This is a genomic window from Solihabitans fulvus, assembly GCF_008386585.1.
GTDB classification, from domain to species: domain Bacteria; phylum Actinomycetota; class Actinomycetes; order Mycobacteriales; family Pseudonocardiaceae; genus Solihabitans; species Solihabitans fulvus.
Window position 1 is genome coordinate 204,102 of the sequence record NZ_VUOB01000041.1, and the last position, 16,126, is coordinate 220,227.

Genomic DNA, 16,126 nt, shown 5'->3' on the forward strand with positions numbered 1-16,126 from the left:
CGTTGCCGCACTCGATCACCGAACGCGATGATCGCGGCATGGGCTCAACTCTTGCGGACGGCCGCGCCGGCGTCGACGCCGATCTCGTGCGGCGACTGATCGCCGCGCAGTTCCCGCAGTGGAGCGACCTGGCGGTGATCCCGGTCGAGGTCGATGGTTGGGACAACCGGACCTACCGGCTCGGCGACGACCTGACGGTGCGGCTGCCCACCGCGGCCGGTTACGTCCCGGCCGTCGCGAAGGAGAACCACTGGCTGCCCCGGTTGGCGCCGGCACTGCCGGTCGCGGTGCCGGTCGTCCTGGCCGAGGGCGTCCCCGGCGAGGGATATCCATTCCCCTGGTCCGTTCGCGGTTGGTTGCCCGGTCAGACGGCCGATCCGGAACACCTCGACGACCTGTCGCAGTTCGCGATCTCGGTGGCCGAGTTCCTCCGTGCCCTGCAACGCTGCGACACCGTCGGCGGCCCGGTCGGCGGTGAGCACAGCTTCTACCGGGGAGCCTCGCCCGCCGCCTATGACGAGGGCACCCGCCGCGCCCTGGCCGCGCTCGCCGGCCGCGTCGACACCGCTGCGGCCGCCGTCGTCTGGCAGACCGCCCTGGCCACCGAGTTCGATGCCGCGCCCGTGTGGTTCCACGGCGACATCGCCTCAGGGAACCTCCTGGTCGCGGACGGAAAGCTGACGGCCGTCATCGACTTCGGCACCTGCGGCGTCGGCGACCCGGCCTGTGACCTGGTGATCGCCTGGACGATGTTCACCGGCGACAGCCGACAGGCCTTCCAGCAGACGGTCGACCTTGACGAGGGAACCTGGGCGCGGGCCAGGGGCTGGGCGCTGTGGAAGGCACTGGTGATGCTGGCCAAGTGCATCGACGGCGACCAGGAACGGGCCGCCGTCCACCGCCGCGTGATCGACGAGGTCCTGGCCGACAGCGTCGGCTAGGACGAACCGGCCGGTCGGCTCAGTTCTCGACGGTCCAGACCAGGCTGTGCAGCTCGTCGTCCGGGCGCGGGGCCCAGCGCACCGAGTGCACCTGCACGTCCTCCGGCAGCACGTAGACGGTGTGGCCGCCCGCGGTCTCGCCCGGCGGCACGCCGATCCGGTGCGGCGGCCGGGACGACAGCGACACCGGGGCCTTGGACACGTTGCCGCCCTTGGTGACCAGCACCAGGTACATGTCGGGCAGCGCCGCGAACGGCACCTGGCCCTTGTTGGTGAACTCGGTGTGCACGACCACCGACCGCTCGCCCGGCTCCAGCCGGTAGCCGGCCGCGGTGAACAGGAAGTCGGCAGGGTCGACGACCTCGACGAGCTGGATCGACAGCCGCTCGCCCTCAAGGCCCTCGGTCTGGAGTGCGGTGCCGATCTTGCCGGTGCGCTGCCCTGGAGCCCCGGTCTCGCCGCCGAAGATCGCCTGCGGGCCCTGGGACTGCGGCTGGTCGCCGCGCGCCCAGGACGCGGACTGCGGCGGTCCCCAGGTGCTGATCGGCTCCGGCTGCGCCGGGAACGGCTGGCTCGGCGGGCCCTGGTGCTGCTGTGCGGGGAAGGGCGCGCTCGGCGGGTACTGCTGGACGGGTTGCTGCTGGTAGCCGCCCTGTTGGTAGCCCTGGCGGTTCGCCGGGGCCGGGTATCCGCCGGACGGCAGGTTCTGCGCCGGGTAGCCGCCGTTGGGGGGCTGGGCGTTGTAGGCGCCGCTCGGGGTGCCCTGCACCGCGTAGCCGCCGCTGCTCGCGCCCGGCTGGGCGTAGCCGCTGCCGGTGGCCGGTGGGGCGTAGCCGGCGGCGGGGGAGCTCTGCGGTCCGGTGTAGCTGCCCCACGCCGCCGCGTTGGCCAGCGCGGTGCGCACGCCGTTCGGGTCGCACTCGACGCCGACCAGCAGCGGCAGCCCGCTGCCGGACAGCGCGACGAGCCGCGCGGCGGCCTCCCTCGGGTCCATACCGAGCCGGGCCGCGACTTCGTGCACGGCCGCGCGACCCATCTCCGCGATCATTGCGAGGAGACGGGCGTCGACTGGATCGGGCGCCACCACGGCCCGCACGCTACCCGCCCGTCCGGATCTTCGCGTCGGTGGCTGGCCGTGGGACGTGCGCTAGATCAGATCGTGTCCGAGTCGTCCCTGCCTCCCCCGAACGCGCCTACCGGATCCCCGTGACCCTTGTCACGATTGACGCCGATACCTGAGGATGATCGAGAGCCCTCGACAACGCCCAGCTCGTCCACGAGGAGGCGCGTTCGCATGCGACGGAGAACCGCTCTGGCCCGGTTGGTCCCCGCTCTGCTGGTCGGGGGGCTGCTCGGCGGTTGCCTCGGACAGACGCCGAACGCGGACAACAAGAACAACGCGGACGCCAAGGACATCACCCTCACGATCGTGGCGAACTCCGTCGCAGGCGGGAAGAACGCGGCGGGAGCGGCGTGGATCACTGACTGGGTGATCCCGAAGTTCACCGAGGCGGAGAAGGCCAAGGGCGTCAACGCGACAGTGAAGTTCGAGGCCAACGGCGCGGCCGACGAGGACTACAAGACCAAGATCGCGCTCGACTTCAAGACCGGGGGCGGCGGCGACATCGTCGAGCTGGACGGCATCTGGCTCGGCGAGTTCGCTCAGGCCGGCCAGCTCAGGCCGCTGGACGACGTCGTCGGCAAGGACACGGTGTCCGCCTGGGACGGCTGGTCCCAGATCCCGGACGCGGTGCAGGCGCTCGGCAACTTCCAGGGCAAGCGGTACGGCATCCCGATCGGCACCGACGGGCGCGTCCTGTACTTCAACAAGAAGCTGTTCGCGCAGGCCGGCCTGCCGAGCGACTGGCAGCCCAAGAGCTGGGACGAGGTGCTCGCGGCAGGACAGTCGCTCAAGCAGCTCGCCGGGGTGACCCCGATCCAGCTCAACGCCGGCACCGCGATGGGCGAGGCGACCGCGATGCAGGGCGTGCTGCCCGCGCTGGTCGGCACCGGCAAACCGATCTACGCCGACGGCAAGTGGCAGGGCGCGACGCAGAACGTCAAGCAGGTGCTCGACCTCTACCGGCGCATCTACTCCGGCGGCCTCGGCGACCCGCTGCTCCAGCAGGAGGCCAAGGGCCGCGACAGGTCCTTCGCCGAGTTCGCCGACAACAAGATCGGCATCCTGCTGGAGAGCGACTACCTGTGGCGGTCGGTGGTCGAGCCGACCAAGGGCGTGGCCAAGATGGCCGACCGCGACACGGCCGTCGGCTGGGCGCTGATCCCCGCGATGCGGCCGGGTGGCGGCGTGAACAACCAGAACTTCGTCAGCATGTCCGGCGGGGCGGTGAGGGTGATCAACCCGAACAGCAAGTACCCGAAGCAGGCGTGGGACCTGATGCAGTTCATGAACTCCGCCGAGGCGACCAGGGCGCGGCTCGGCGGCGCCGCGCAGATCACCCAGCGTTCGGACGTGAACAACCAGGTGCTGGCCGGCGACCCGATGCTGAGCTTCGTCGCCAGGTCCGTGCTGCCGATCACCCAGTACCGGCCGGGGCTGGCCGACTACCCGAAGGTGTCCGCCGCGTTGCAGCAGGCGACCGCCGACGTGGTCAGCGGCAAGAGCCCGGACGAGGCGGCGGCGGCCTACCAACAGGCCCTGGTCAAGGCGGTCGGCGAGGGTTCCGTTGCCGGCGGCTGAACCTGAGGTGGTGCTCGAGCGGGAAGTCCCTGCCCCACAGCGGAACCGGCGCGCCGGGAGTCGGGCCGCCGCGACCGACGCCGCCGGCCTCGGCCGCGCGCGGGCCGTCGGGTTCGTGGCACCCGCGCTCGTGCTGATCGGCGTGTTCCTGGTCTTTCCCGCGCTGTGGACGATCTACATCGGCGTCACCGACTACCAGCTCACCGGGGCAGCCGCGGCGGCCCCGAAGGTCGTCGGGCTGGCGAACTTCCTGTCCGCGCTGAACGACGGGCTGTTCCACAACGCGGTCTGGCTGACCGTGCTGTTCGTGCTCGGCTCTGCGGTGATCGGCCAGAACCTGCTCGGCTTCGCGCTGGCCTGGCTGCTGCGCGGGGTGCGGCCGTGGCTGCGCCGGACCGTCGAGTCGATGGTGCTGCTGTCCTGGATCCTGCCAAGCACCGTGGTGGCCTACCTGTGGTTCGCGGTGCTGGACCGCAACGGCGGCACGCTCAACGCGCTGCTCGGCACGCCGGGCACCGCGTGGCTGGTCACGTACCCGATGGCCAGCCTGATCGTGTTCAACACCTGGCGCGGCACGGCGTTCTCCATGCTGCTCTACACCTCCGCGCTGGCCGCCGTGCCGCCCTCGCAGCTGGAGACCGCGCGGCTGGTCGGCGCGAGCGGCTGGCAGACCGTGCGGGATGTGGTGTTCCCGCACATCAGGGGGCACGTGCTGACCAACACGCTGCTGATCAGCCTGTGGACCGCCAACGACTTCACGCCGTTCCTGCTCACCGCGGGCGGCCCCAACCACGCGTCCGAGACGCTGCCGGTGTTCATCTACCGGCAGGCGTTGGAAGGCGGCCAACTCGGCTACGCCTCGGCCGTGTCCCTGTTGCTGCTGCTGGGAAACCTGCTCGTGGCGCTCGTCTACCTGCGACTGCTGCGGAGGCGCGGATGACCCGGGGGCCCGCCTGGATGCTGCGCAGGATCGCGTTCTACGTGCTCATCGCGGTGCTGCTCGCGTTCTTCGCGATCCCCATGCTGTGGCTGGCCAGCGCGCCGTTTGACACCAAGCCGGGCCTCGGCATCCGGTGGCCGGACTGGACGACGGGCAACATCACCGCGACCTTCCGGCATCCCTACGCGCTGACCTCGCTGGTCAACTCGCTGGTGCTGTGCCTGATCGCCACGGCCGTCACCACCGCGTTCGCCACCCTCGCCGCCTACGCGTTGTCCCGCGTGCGGATCCCCGGCCGGGACCTGTTGCTGTATCTGCTGTTGCTGCTCTCCAGCGTGGTCACCGGCACGGCGGCGATGGTGCCGATCTTCGTGATGATGTTCCAGCTCGGCCTGATCAACTCCCAGTTCGGCACGGCGCTGGTGATCTCCGGCGGCATGCTGCCTGCGGCGATCTTCATCCTCAAGGACTTCATGGACGCCGTGCCGAGGTCGTACGAGGAGTCGGCGAGGGTGTTCGGCGCGTCGTCGAGGCAGGTGCTGGCGCACGTCGTGCTGCCGGTGTCGCGGCCGGGCATCGCCACCATCCTGGTGTGGGCGTTCGTGAACGCGTGGGGCAACTTCCTGCTGCCGTTCCTGTTGTTGCGCGACGTGAGCCAGCAGCCGGCCGCCGTGCTGTTGCGCACCCTCCAGGACGAGGGCGGCAGCGCGAACCTGACGGTGATCCCGGTGTTCTCGCTGCTGTACTCGATTCCCGTGGTGGTGCTGTACCTGGTGGTGAACAAGCGGTACGGATTCCGGTTCCACGGCGGCATCAAGGGGGGTTGACACATGGCCGGCATCGAGATCGCCGAGCTGTCCACGGTGTATCCGAACGGGGTGCGCGCGGTGGACGGCCTCGACCTGACCGTCGCCGACGGGGAGTTCTTCGCGCTGCTCGGCCCGTCCGGGTGCGGGAAGACCACGCTGCTGCGGACGATGGCGGGGCTGGAGCAGGCGTCCGAGGGCGCGGTGCGCATCGGCGACCGCGACGTGACCAGGCTGGATCCCGGCGCGCGGCGAGTGGCCATGGTGTTCCAGGACTACGCGCTGTTCCCGCACATGACGGTCGCGGAGAACATCGCCTACCCGCTGCGGGTGCGCCGGATGTCCAAGGTGAGCCAGCGCGACGCCGCCGAGCGCACCTCGGCGGGCCTGAGCCTCGGCGCCCTGCTCGACCGCAGGCCCGGCCAGCTGTCCGGCGGCCAGCAGCAGCGCGTGGCGCTGGCGCGAGCCATCGCCGTCGAGGCGGACGTGCTGCTGCTCGACGAGCCACTGTCCAATTTGGACGCGAGACTGCGGCTGGAGGCCAGGACGTTCCTGAAGAAGCTGCAACGGGATCTCGGCCTGACCACGGTCTTCGTGACGCACGACCAGGCGGAGGCGTTGGCGCTGGCCGACCGGATCGCCGTGATGGAGTCGGGCTCGATCCGGCAGCTGGGCAGCCCCAAGGAGGTGTTCCAGCGGCCGGTGGACACGTTCGTGGCGAACTTCATCGGGTCGACGCCGATGAACCTGCTGGACGGGCTGATCGCCGACGGAATGGTGGAGGTGGCGGGCGCGCGCCTCGCCCCGCCGGAGGGCCTTGACCTGGTCGAGGGGACGCCCGTGGTGGCCGGTATCCGCCCGGAGTACCTGAGGGTGGTTCCTGGTGCGCAGGAGGTGACCGAGGGTGTCGCGGGGATCCTGGGCGCGGTGGCGATCGTGGAGAACCTCGGGGTGACGTCGCTGGTGACCATCGAGTGCGCGGACGGGACGCTGGTCGGGCTGACGGTGCCGGAGCAGCACGAGCCCGCGGTGGGTACGCGGTTGTGCGTGGTGCCGGAGGCCGGGCGGCTGCTGCTCTACGGCGGGGAGGACGGGCTGCTGCTGTCGGCGCGGCCCTCGGATCACTCGGCCGAGTTCGACCGCAGCCGCGCCTGAGGGGTGGTGTCTATCTCACAACCCCAGCACCCCGGCGGGCGGCGCGGGCGAAGCCACCGCGCCGGCGTCCGTGACCACCCCGGCACCCCCGGTGAAGTCTCGCAACGACCGCCCGTGCTCCACCCGTCCCGGGAACGGGTCCGAGGCCGCCAACCGCGTCAGCTCCGGGATCGGCAACTCACGCCGGGACCCCAACAGCACCAGGTTCCCGAACCGCCGCCCGCGCAGCACCGGCGCGTCCGCGATCAGGCACACCTGCGGGAACACCGCCGAGACGGTCGCGACCTGAGCCCGCGCGAACGCCAGCGGCGCGCCGTCGGCCACGTTCGCCGCGTACACGCCGTCCGGCCCGAGCACCCTGGCCACGGCCGTGACGAACTCCACCGAGGTCAGGTGGGCCGGGGTCCTCGACCCGGCGAACACGTCGCCGACCACCAGGTCGAACGCGGCCTCCGGCGCCTTCGCGAGCAGCGCCCGCGCGTCGCCCTGCCGGACCTTGAGCCGCCAGGTGCGGTCCAGCGGCAGCTCCCGGCGGACCAGCTCGATCAGCCTGCCGTCGATCTCGATCACCTGCTGACTCGACCTCGGCCTGGTCGCCGCGATGTACCTCGGCAGCGTCATGCCGCCCCCGCCAAGGTGCAGCGCCTGTAGCGGCCGCCCGCGCGGCGCGAGGTGGTCGACCACGTGCCCGAGCCTGCGCACGTACTCGAACTCCAGGTACCCGGGGTCGTCGAGGTCGACGTGCGACTGGGGCGTGTCGTCGACCAGCAGGGTCCACGCCCTCGGACGGTCGCGATCCGGCCTCAGGGTGGCCGTTCCGGAGTCGACCTGCTCACAGATCGGCTCCGGCCCGCGCCGCCGCCGCTCGGTGGATCGCGCGCCTCGTCGCTGGTCGGCCATGTGGCCCAGTATCGCCCGGCCGCAGATTGTCGGTGGGGTGGCGTATACACCCGGGGTGTCCTTGTTCATGTCGATCTTCGGCTCGGACTAGGCTCGGTGGTGGTCCGGCGGCGGCAGTGTCCGCGCCTCAATTTCTTGATCAAGGAGGCTGTCGGGTATGGCCGACTCGTTCGTGCACCTGCACGTGCACACCGAGTACTCGATGCTCGATGGCGCGGCGCGGCTCAAGGACATGTTCGCCGAGTGCGAGCGCCTTGGCATGACCGCCGCCGCGATCACCGATCACGGCAACATGTACGGCGCCTACGACTTCTACCGGCAGGCGACGGCGGCCGGCATCACCCCGGTGATCGGCATCGAGGCGTACCTGGCCCCGGAGTCGCGGTTCAACAAGAAGCGCGTGCTGTGGGGCGACCCTGGCCAGAAGAGCGACGACGTCTCCGCCAGCGGCGCTTACACCCACCAGACCATCTGGGCCCGCAACAACGAGGGCCTGCACAACCTGATGCGCGCCGCGAGCCTCGCCTCCATCGAGGGCCAGCTCGGCAAGTGGTCGCGCATGGACCGCGAGCTGCTCGCGGAGAACTCCGCTGGCCTGATGGCCACCACCGGCTGCCCATCGGGCGAGGTGCAGACCCGGCTCCGCCTCGGCCACGAGAAGGAAGCCCTCCAGGCCGCCTCGGACTGGAAGGACATCTACGGCGCGGAGAACTTCTTCGTCGAGCTGATGGACCACGGCATCGAGATCGAGAGCCGCGTCCGCGACGGCCTGCTCAAGGTCGGCAAGGAACTCAACCTGCCGTTCGTGGTGACCAACGACTCGCACTACACCTACCCCGAGGAACGGGAGTCGCACGCCGCGCTGCTGTGCATCCAGACCGGCAAGACACTCCAGGACCCGACGCGGTTCAAGTTCGACGGCTCGGGCTACTACCTCAAGTCGCCCGACGAGATGCGGGCGATCGACTCGTCCGAGGCCTGGCAGCAGGGCTGCGCGAACACCCTGCTGGTGGCCGAGCGGGTCGACACCACCGGCATGTTCGAGTTCCGCAACCTGATGCCCCGGTTCCCGATCCCCGAGGGCATGACCGAGGACGAGTACTTCCGCCAGGAAGTCTGGCTCGGCATGGAGCGGCGGTTCCCCGGCGGCATCGACGAGGAGCACCGCAGGCAGGTCGAGTTCGAGATCGGCGTCATCCTCCAGATGGGCTTCCCGGCCTACTTCCTGGTCGTCGCCGACTTCATCAACTGGGCCAAGGCCAACGGCATCCGGGTCGGCCCCGGCCGTGGCTCCGCCGCAGGCGCGCTGATCGCGTACGCGATGGGCATCACCGACCTCGACCCGCTCGCGCACGGCCTGATCTTCGAGCGGTTCCTCAACCCGGACCGCGTCAGCCCGCCCGACATCGACATCGACTTCGACGAGCGTCGGCGCGGCGACGTGATCCGCTACGTTACGGAGAAGTGGGGCGAGGACAAGGTCGCCCAGGTGATCACCTTCGGCACGATCAAGGCGAAGGCCGCGATCAAGGACTCCGCGCGGGTGCTCTACGGGCAGCCCGGCTACGCGGTGGCCGACCGGATCTCCAAGGCGATGCCGCCGCCCGTGATGGGCAAGGACATCCCGCTGTCCGGGGTGTTCGACTCGACGCACAAGCGCTACGGCGAGGCCGCCGAGGTGCGCACCCTCTACGAGACCGACCCGCAGGTGAAGTCGATCATCGACACCGGCCGCGGCCTCGAGGGCCTGATCCGCAACGCTGGCGTGCACGCCTGCGCGGTCATCATGTCCGCGGAGCCCCTGACCGATCACATCCCGCTGTGGAAGCGCGGCCAGGACGGCGCGATCATCACGCAGTTCGACTACCCGACCTGCGAGACGCTCGGCCTGCTGAAGATGGACTTCCTCGGCCTGAGCAACCTCACCATCATCGACGACGCCCTGAAGAACATCGAGATCAGCGGCAAGCCCCCGCTCGATCTCGACCAGGTCACCCTCGACGACAAGAAGACCTACGAGCTGCTCTCGCGCGGCGACACCCTCGGCGTGTTCCAGCTCGATGGTGGCGCGCTGCGCGACCTGCTCCGCCTGATGCGGCCGGACAACTTCGAGGACGTCTCCGCCGTCATCGCCCTGTACCGGCCCGGTCCGATGGGCGCGAACTCGCACACGAACTACGCGCTGCGCAAGAACGGCGCGCAGGAGATCACCCCGATCCACCCCGCCCTGGTGGGGGGCCTCGGGGAGGTCCTTGACACGACCTACGGCCTGATCGTGTACCAGGAGCAGGTCATGGCGATCGCGCAGAAGCTGGCCGGCTACACGCTGGCTCAGGCGGACCTGCTGCGGCGAGCCATGGGTAAGAAGAAGAAGGAGATCCTCGACAAGGAGTACACCGGCTTCGAGGCCGGCATGATCAAGAACGGCTACCCGGCCGACGCGATCAAGACGCTGTGGGACATCCTCGTCCCCTTCGCCGACTACGCCTTCAACAAGGCGCACTCCGCCGCATACGGCCTGGTCGCGTACTGGACGGCCTACCTCAAGGCCAACTACCCGGCCGAGTACATGGCCGCGCTGCTCACCACGAACTCCGACAACAAGGACAAGTCCGCGATCTACCTCGCCGAGTGCCGCAGGATGGGCATCACGGTGTTGCCGCCGGACGTCAACGAGTCGGAGCGCGACTTCGCGCCGGTCGGCGAGGACATCCGGTTCGGCCTCGGCGCGATCCGCAACGTCGGCGCGAACGTGGTCGACTCGATCACCAAGGCGCGCAAGGAGAAGGGCAAGTACAGCGACTTCTCCGACTACCTGCGCAAGGTGGACACACAGGCGTGCAACAAGAAGGTCGTCGAGTCGCTGATCAAGGCCGGCGCCTTCGACTCGCTCGGCCACCCGCGCAAGGGCCTGCACATGATCCACACCGAGGCCGTCGACGCGATCATGGACACCAAGAAGGCCGAGGCGATCGGGCAGTTCGACCTGTTCGGCGGCGGGGACACCGAGGAGGTCGGCAGCATCTTCGACGTGAAGGTGCCCGACGAGGCGTGGGAGCTCAAGCACCAGCTCGCGCTGGAGCGGGAGATGCTCGGTCTCTACGTCTCCGGCCACCCGCTCAACGGCGTCGAGCACATCCTGGAGTCGCACTCGGACACCTCGATCGCGCGCATTCTGTCCGGCGAGGTCCCGGACGGCTCGCAGGTCACCATCGGCGGCATCCTGTCCACGGTCACCAGGCGGGTCAACAAGAACGGCGAGCCGTGGGCGTCGGCCCAGCTGGAGGACCTGGTCGGCGGCATCGAGGTGCTGTTCTTCCCGAAGAGCTACGTGGTGCACGGGATGAGCGTGCTCGAAGACGCCATCGTGCTGGTCAAGGCGCGGGTGGCGAAGCGGGACGACCGGATCTCGTTGATCGCCAACGACCTCGCCGTGCCGGACCTGAGTTCCGCCGGCACCACGGCGATGCGGCTGAAGATGTTCGCGGCCAAGTGCACCCCGAAGGTGGTGACCCAGCTCAAGGACGTGCTGTCCGCGCATCCCGGCACCGCCGAGGTGCACCTGAGCCTGGTCAACGGCCAGCGCACCACCGTGCTGAAGCTGGACGACGCGCTGCGGGTGAGCATGTCGCCCTCGCTGATGGGCGACCTGAAGGCGTTGCTCGGCCCCAGTTGCCTTGGGTAGCCCCTCGGTCGAGTTGTTGCTCTGAACGGGTGATCTTGTCGCCTCGCGGGGACACCGACGGCCGCCGCCGCGTTGGAGTTAACGGGGTTAACTCAACGTGGCGCGACGGTCCGCCGGTCGCTCCAGCGAGGAGGACATGGATATGTCTGTCAGCTCAGCAAACGCGCTGGAACAGCTCGCCGAGAACTTCATGCGGGATCCGTACGAGCTGTACGCGCGGCTGCGGGAAGACAGCCCGGCCACCGAGGTGCTGCTGCCGCGTGGCATGAAGGTCTGGCTGATCACCCGGTACGAGGAGGCTCGCGCCGCGCTGGCCGATCCGTCCCTGCGCAAGGACTTCCGGGCGATGCAGGAACTGTTCGAGAAGAACTTCCAGGGGGAGGACGGACGGCCGCCGTTCGAGGAAACGGTGCTGGCGCAGCACATGCTCAACAGCGACCAGCCCGACCACACGCGGCTGCGCAAGCTCGTCACCAAGGCGTTCACCTCGCGAAGGGTTGAGCTGCTGCGGCCCAGGATCGAGGAGATCACCGACGAGCTGCTGGACAACATGGCAGGCAAGCAGCAGGTGGACCTGCTCGACACATTCGCCTTCCTGCTGCCGATCACGGTGATCTGCGAGCTGCTCGGCGTGCCCGTGGCGGACCGGGACGCCATCCGCGTCTGGTCCAACACCCTGCTGGACTCCTCGGCGACGCCGGACACCATCAACGAGGCCGCCGGCGCGATGGCCGCGTACATGGTCGGTCTCGTCGAGGCCAAGCGGGCCGAGCCGGGCGACGACATGCTCAGCGCGCTGGTGCACGCCAGCGACGACGGCGACAGCCTCGACCAGAACGAGGTCGTCTCGATGATCTTCCTGCTGCTCGTGGCGGGGCACGAGACGACGGTCAACCTGATCGGGAACGGCACGCTGGCCCTGCTCCGCTCGCCGGACCAGCTGGCCGCGCTGCGGGCGGACCGGAGCCTGCTGCCGGGCGCGATCGAGGAGTTCCTGCGCTTCGAGAGCCCGGTGAACACCGCGACCTTCCGGTTCACCGCCGAGGACACCAAGGTCGGCGACATCACGATCCCGGCAGGCGAACTGGTGCTGGTAGCGCTGGGCGGCGCCGACCGCGACCCGCACAAGTTCATCGACCCCGACACCCTGGACATCACCCGCCCAGCGACCGGACACCTGGCCTTCGGCCACGGCATCCACTACTGCCTCGGCGCGCCGCTGGCCAGACTGGAAGCGGAGATCGCCTTCGACAAACTCCTCACCCGCTTCCCCGACCTGAGGCTAGCCGTCGACCCACACGAGATCGAATGGCGAACCAGCTCAATCATGCGAGGAGTCCGCGAACTCCCCGTAGCCCTAACCCCAGAAACCCCCTAACCGTCCCTTAGTACGGCAACGCCGGACGCCCCGCACCGCTTTTAACTTCGTAACGGTGCGGGGCGCGCGTTTTTCACTTTTCAAACGGCCAGAGCGTCCTCACCTATCAAGCGGCCGGGCCGTCCCACCCGTCACGAGCCGTTCGCGGTCGAACATCGCCGCGACGGCCCGCCAGCCGAACCCGTCGATGACCAGCAGGACCGCCGCGAAGGCCAACGCGATGCCGGACGACGGGGTGATCACATTCAGCGCCATCAGGGCCACGACCACCAGCGGGGGCAGGCTGGCGAGCGTGCCGAGCTGCTGGGCGGCCCGGACGTCTCGAGATCGAGCGGAGATGGCGATGCCGACCCAGATCGACCAGCCCGCAAGCAACGGCGTGAACAGCAACTGGACCAGCACGTGGGACCCCTCGAACACCGCCGAAGCGACGTCGCGCTGAGCGAACAGCGCCGCCGCGCCGAGGAAGACCCCAAAAACCGTGTATGCGATCACGAGTGTCGGAATGAACGCCGCAAGCGCTTTGCCAACCAGGAATTCCTCGCGGCGAATAGGCGTGATCAGAACCGGCTCCAGGGTTCCCTGCTCCCGCTCGCCGACCACCGAATAGGCCGCCAACGTCGACGGCACGATCGCGGGGATAAGCAGCATGTAAAGCAAAGACAGCCCGATCCGAGTGTCGAGCTTCACGACCGAAGCCGACCCCGCCCCCGAAGCCGGCACGCTAAACAGCTGGATCATCGGCAGAACCACGAAGACGACCGGCAGTACAGCCATGGTGATGATGACGAAGCGATTCCGTCGGTAGTCCAGGAGTTCCTTCCTGAGGATGGCCCCGACACGGGTCCAGCTGAAGGTCATCGTCGCCTCGCCTCCACGTCCTCGTCGATGAGTTCCAGATAGACGTCCTCCAACGAGTGGCGGGACTCCGCGATGGACAGGATGTCGGCGTCGGCACCCACCAGAGCCCGCGCGACAGCGGGTGCCGCAAGATCGGGATCCGACACGGCGAGCAGGTAGCCAGACGACACCTGGTCCCACCCCTGGACGCCGGGCAAGGCCCCGAAGACCTGGCCAGGATCGTCGAGCGGTGTGCGGACACGGACGTCGAGCTTCTTGGTGAACAGCCGCTCCCGCAGCTCGTCCGGCTTGCCGACCAGGCGCAGCGTCGTGTTCAGGATCGCCACTCGGTCGCAGAGCCGCTCGGCCTCCTCCAGCCGGTGCGTGGTGAGGAAGATGGTCACGCCCCGCGCCCGCAGGGACGTGATGAGCTCGTGGACTTCGCGCGCCGCGACCGGGTCCAGCCCGGACGTGGGCTCGTCCAGAAACAACACAGCGGGGTCGTTGAGCAGCGCCCTGGCCAGTGCGACCCGCTGGCGCAGGCCCTTGGACAGTGATCCGCACAGATCTTGTGCGCGGTCGGCGAGGTTGACCGCCCGTAGCGCCCGCTCGATGCGCCCGCGCGCGTCGGCCAGCTCGTAGAGCCCGGCGAAGCACTGAAGGTTCTCCACCACGGTCAGCCGCAGATACAGCCCCGGTGACTCGGGCATGATCGAGATCCGCGCCCGGATCGCCGGCCCGTTCTCGGCGTTCAGGGGCATGCCGGCAACGACGGCCGAGCCCGAACTGGGCGCGATCAGCGTCCCAAGAGTCCGGACGGTTGTCGTCTTGCCGGCGCCGTTCGGGCCAAGGAACCCGAAGACCTCGCCGTAGCCGACCTCGAAGGAGACATCGGCGAACGCGGTGCGCTCGCCGAAACGCTTGGTCAGTTGCTCGACAACAACGGCCGGCCCGACGCCGGTCATCGTTTCCACTCACCGGACGCCATGGGCTGCTCCCAACCCGTCATCTGCCACTGTGCGACGCAGCGCACCTGCTTCCATTCTGGAGCAGCACGCCCAACACGCAATGCCCGACACGCAATGCCCAACACGCAATGCTCAACACGCAATGCAGACTGTGCCGGTGACCCCCGACGAGCTACTGGCGCTGGACCGCGCCCACGTCTGGCACCCGTACGCCCCGATGCCCGGCACCCGCGAGCCGCTACTCGTATCCGCCGCCTCGGGCACCCGGCTCCACCTCGCCGACGGCCGCGAGCTGATCGACGGCATGTCCTCCTGGTGGGCGGCCATCCACGGCTACCAGCACCCCGTGCTGGACGACGCGGCCCGCAGCCAGCTCGGCCGGATGAGCCACGTCATGTTCGGCGGCCTCACCCACGAGCCCGCCGTGACGCTCGCTGCTCGCCTGGTGGAGATCACCCCGGAACCGCTCCAGCACGTCTTCCTCAGCGACTCCGGCTCGGTCTCCGTTGAGGTCGCCATCAAGATGGCCCTCCAGTACTGGCGCTCCAACAACCGCCACGGCAAGCACCGCCTGCTGACCTGGCGCGGCGGCTACCACGGCGACACGTTCCACCCGATGAGTGTCTGCGACCCCGACGGCGGCATGCACCACCTGTGGGGCGGCGTCCTGCCTGGCCAGGTCTTCGCCGACGAGCCGCCTGCGGGTTTCGACTCCGGCATGGACACCGACTACGTCGCGCACCTCGCCGAGCTGATCGAGCGGCACGCCGACGAGCTGGCCGCCGTCATCGTGGAGCCGGTCGTGCAGGGTGCCGGCGGCATGCGCTTCCACGACCCGCGCTACCTGCACGTTCTGCGCGAGCTGACGCTGGCCAACGACGTGCTGCTGATCTTCGACGAGATCGCCACCGGCTTCGGCCGCACCGGCGAGCTGTTCGCCGCCGACCACGCCGGGATCAGCCCGGACATCATGTGCCTCGGCAAGGCGCTCACCGGCGGCTACCTCACCATGGCGGCCACCCTGTGCACCGGCCGCGTCGCCGAGGGCATCAGCGGCGGCGAGGTGCCGGTGCTCGCGCACGGCCCGACCTTCATGGGCAACCCGCTGGCCGCCGCCGTGGCCAACGCCTCGATCGACCTGCTGCTCGGCCAGGACTGGCGCTACGAGGTGAAACGGCTCGAGGCAGGGCTGGCCGCCGGGCTCGCCCCGGCGCGCGACCTCCCCGGCGTGTGGGACGTCCGCGTGCTCGGCGCCATCGGCGTCGTCCAGCTTGACCACGAGGTGGACCTGGCCGCCGCCACCGACGCTGCCGTGCGCGCCGGTGTGTGGCTGCGGCCGTTCCGCGACCTGATCTACACGATGCCGCCGTACGTCAGCACCGACGAGGACATCGCAGCTGTGACCGCAGCCGCTATCTCCGCCGCAGCCGTGTCATGAGAGACGCCTGCAAAGCCATGAGGGACGCCGTCAAGACCCCAGCCAAGATCAAGCGGTGAGGGCTTTCTCAACGGCCTCGGCCAGCTGGGTGTCGCTGGGCTCGACCAGCACCACACCGCCGGGCAGCACCACGACCGGGATGTTCTGCCGGCCGCCGGCCAGCTCGATCGCCTGGTCGCGGGCCTGGTCGTCGTGTTCGACGTCGATCGCGGTGTAGGGCACCTCGTTGCGCTTGAACCAGGCCTTGGCCCGGCGGCAGTCGCCGCACCAGTCGGCGCCGTACATCACGATCTCCGCAGTCCCCGTCATACCTCGACGATAACCCGGCCGGAGGCGCTGCCGGCCACCCGAGGCGGTGGCCGTAACCTGTGGGG

At 69.3% G+C, this 16,126-nt stretch carries 13 protein-coding genes; 8 read left to right on the forward strand and 5 right to left on the reverse strand.

Annotated features, from left to right (window positions below; translation table 11 throughout):
- Window positions 1–38 precede the first annotated feature (38 nt).
- Window positions 39–941 carry an aminoglycoside phosphotransferase family protein gene (locus tag F0L68_RS22880; RefSeq protein WP_149851684.1) on the forward strand — a complete coding sequence of 301 codons (903 nt, stop codon included), beginning with the start codon at window positions 39–41 and terminating at the stop codon, window positions 939–941.
- Window positions 942–960: 19 nt separating this feature from the next.
- Here F0L68_RS22880 and F0L68_RS22885 read toward each other — a convergent pair whose 3' ends face one another.
- Window positions 961–1,977, reverse strand: coding sequence for an AsnC family protein (locus F0L68_RS22885; protein WP_223199045.1), 1,017 nt, complete (start codon window positions 1,975–1,977; stop codon window positions 961–963).
- Between the two features lie 258 nt (window positions 1,978–2,235).
- On the opposite strand from F0L68_RS22885, the gene F0L68_RS22890 reads away from it, so the two are divergent.
- The 4 genes from F0L68_RS22890 to F0L68_RS22905 are packed head-to-tail and all read left to right on the forward strand — an operon-like array spanning window position 2,236 to window position 6,543.
- Window positions 2,236–3,642, forward strand: coding sequence for an extracellular solute-binding protein (locus tag F0L68_RS22890; RefSeq protein WP_149851686.1), 1,407 nt, complete (start codon window positions 2,236–2,238; stop codon window positions 3,640–3,642).
- A gap of 10 nt (window positions 3,643–3,652) precedes the next feature.
- On the forward strand, window positions 3,653–4,582 hold the full coding sequence (locus tag F0L68_RS22895; RefSeq protein ID WP_149851687.1) for a carbohydrate ABC transporter permease: 930 nt from the start codon (window positions 3,653–3,655) through the stop codon (window positions 4,580–4,582).
- Window positions 4,579–5,409, forward strand: coding sequence for a carbohydrate ABC transporter permease (locus F0L68_RS22900; RefSeq protein ID WP_149851688.1), 831 nt, complete (start codon window positions 4,579–4,581; stop codon window positions 5,407–5,409). Before F0L68_RS22895 ends, F0L68_RS22900 begins: the two co-directional genes overlap by 4 nt.
- 3 nt (window positions 5,410–5,412) lie before the next feature.
- Entirely contained in the window at window positions 5,413–6,543 is a 1,131-nt protein-coding gene (locus F0L68_RS22905) for an ABC transporter ATP-binding protein (RefSeq protein ID WP_149851689.1), read from the forward strand.
- A gap of 15 nt (window positions 6,544–6,558) precedes the next feature.
- Here the strand turns inward: F0L68_RS22905 and F0L68_RS22910 are convergent, their stop codons facing one another.
- Window positions 6,559–7,443 (reverse strand): spermidine synthase, encoded by an 885-nt coding sequence (locus F0L68_RS22910; RefSeq protein ID WP_149851690.1) that lies wholly within the window; start codon window positions 7,441–7,443, stop codon window positions 6,559–6,561.
- A 157-nt stretch (window positions 7,444–7,600) separates the two neighbouring features.
- Here F0L68_RS22910 and dnaE point away from each other — a divergent pair, with 157 nt between their 5' ends.
- Window positions 7,601–11,128 (forward strand): DNA polymerase III subunit alpha, encoded by a 3,528-nt coding sequence (gene dnaE / locus F0L68_RS22915; protein WP_149851691.1) that lies wholly within the window; start codon window positions 7,601–7,603, stop codon window positions 11,126–11,128.
- A 142-nt stretch (window positions 11,129–11,270) separates the two neighbouring features.
- Window positions 11,271–12,506 (forward strand): cytochrome P450 family protein, encoded by a 1,236-nt coding sequence (locus tag F0L68_RS22920; protein WP_149851933.1) that lies wholly within the window; start codon window positions 11,271–11,273, stop codon window positions 12,504–12,506.
- 99 nt (window positions 12,507–12,605) lie between these two features.
- Here the strand turns inward: F0L68_RS22920 and F0L68_RS22925 are convergent, their stop codons facing one another.
- Together F0L68_RS22925 and F0L68_RS22930 are read right to left on the reverse strand one after the other, a co-directional pair.
- Window positions 12,606–13,367: an ABC transporter permease gene (locus F0L68_RS22925; RefSeq protein WP_149851692.1), complete on the reverse strand. Its 762-nt coding sequence runs from the start codon at window positions 13,365–13,367 to the stop codon at window positions 12,606–12,608.
- Window positions 13,364–14,311, reverse strand: a complete 948-nt coding sequence (locus F0L68_RS22930; protein ID WP_149851935.1) for an ABC transporter ATP-binding protein — start codon at window positions 14,309–14,311, stop codon at window positions 13,364–13,366. Before F0L68_RS22930 ends, F0L68_RS22925 begins: the two co-directional genes overlap by 4 nt.
- Window positions 14,312–14,471: 160 nt before the next feature.
- On the opposite strand from F0L68_RS22930, the gene F0L68_RS22935 reads away from it, so the two are divergent.
- Entirely contained in the window at window positions 14,472–15,752 is a 1,281-nt protein-coding gene (locus tag F0L68_RS22935) for an adenosylmethionine--8-amino-7-oxononanoate transaminase (RefSeq protein WP_223199046.1), read from the forward strand.
- 48 nt (window positions 15,753–15,800) lie between these two features.
- Here the strand turns inward: F0L68_RS22935 and F0L68_RS22940 are convergent, their stop codons facing one another.
- On the reverse strand, window positions 15,801–16,061 hold the full coding sequence (locus tag F0L68_RS22940; protein ID WP_149851694.1) for a glutaredoxin family protein: 261 nt from the start codon (window positions 16,059–16,061) through the stop codon (window positions 15,801–15,803).
- Window positions 16,062–16,126 lie beyond the last annotated feature (65 nt).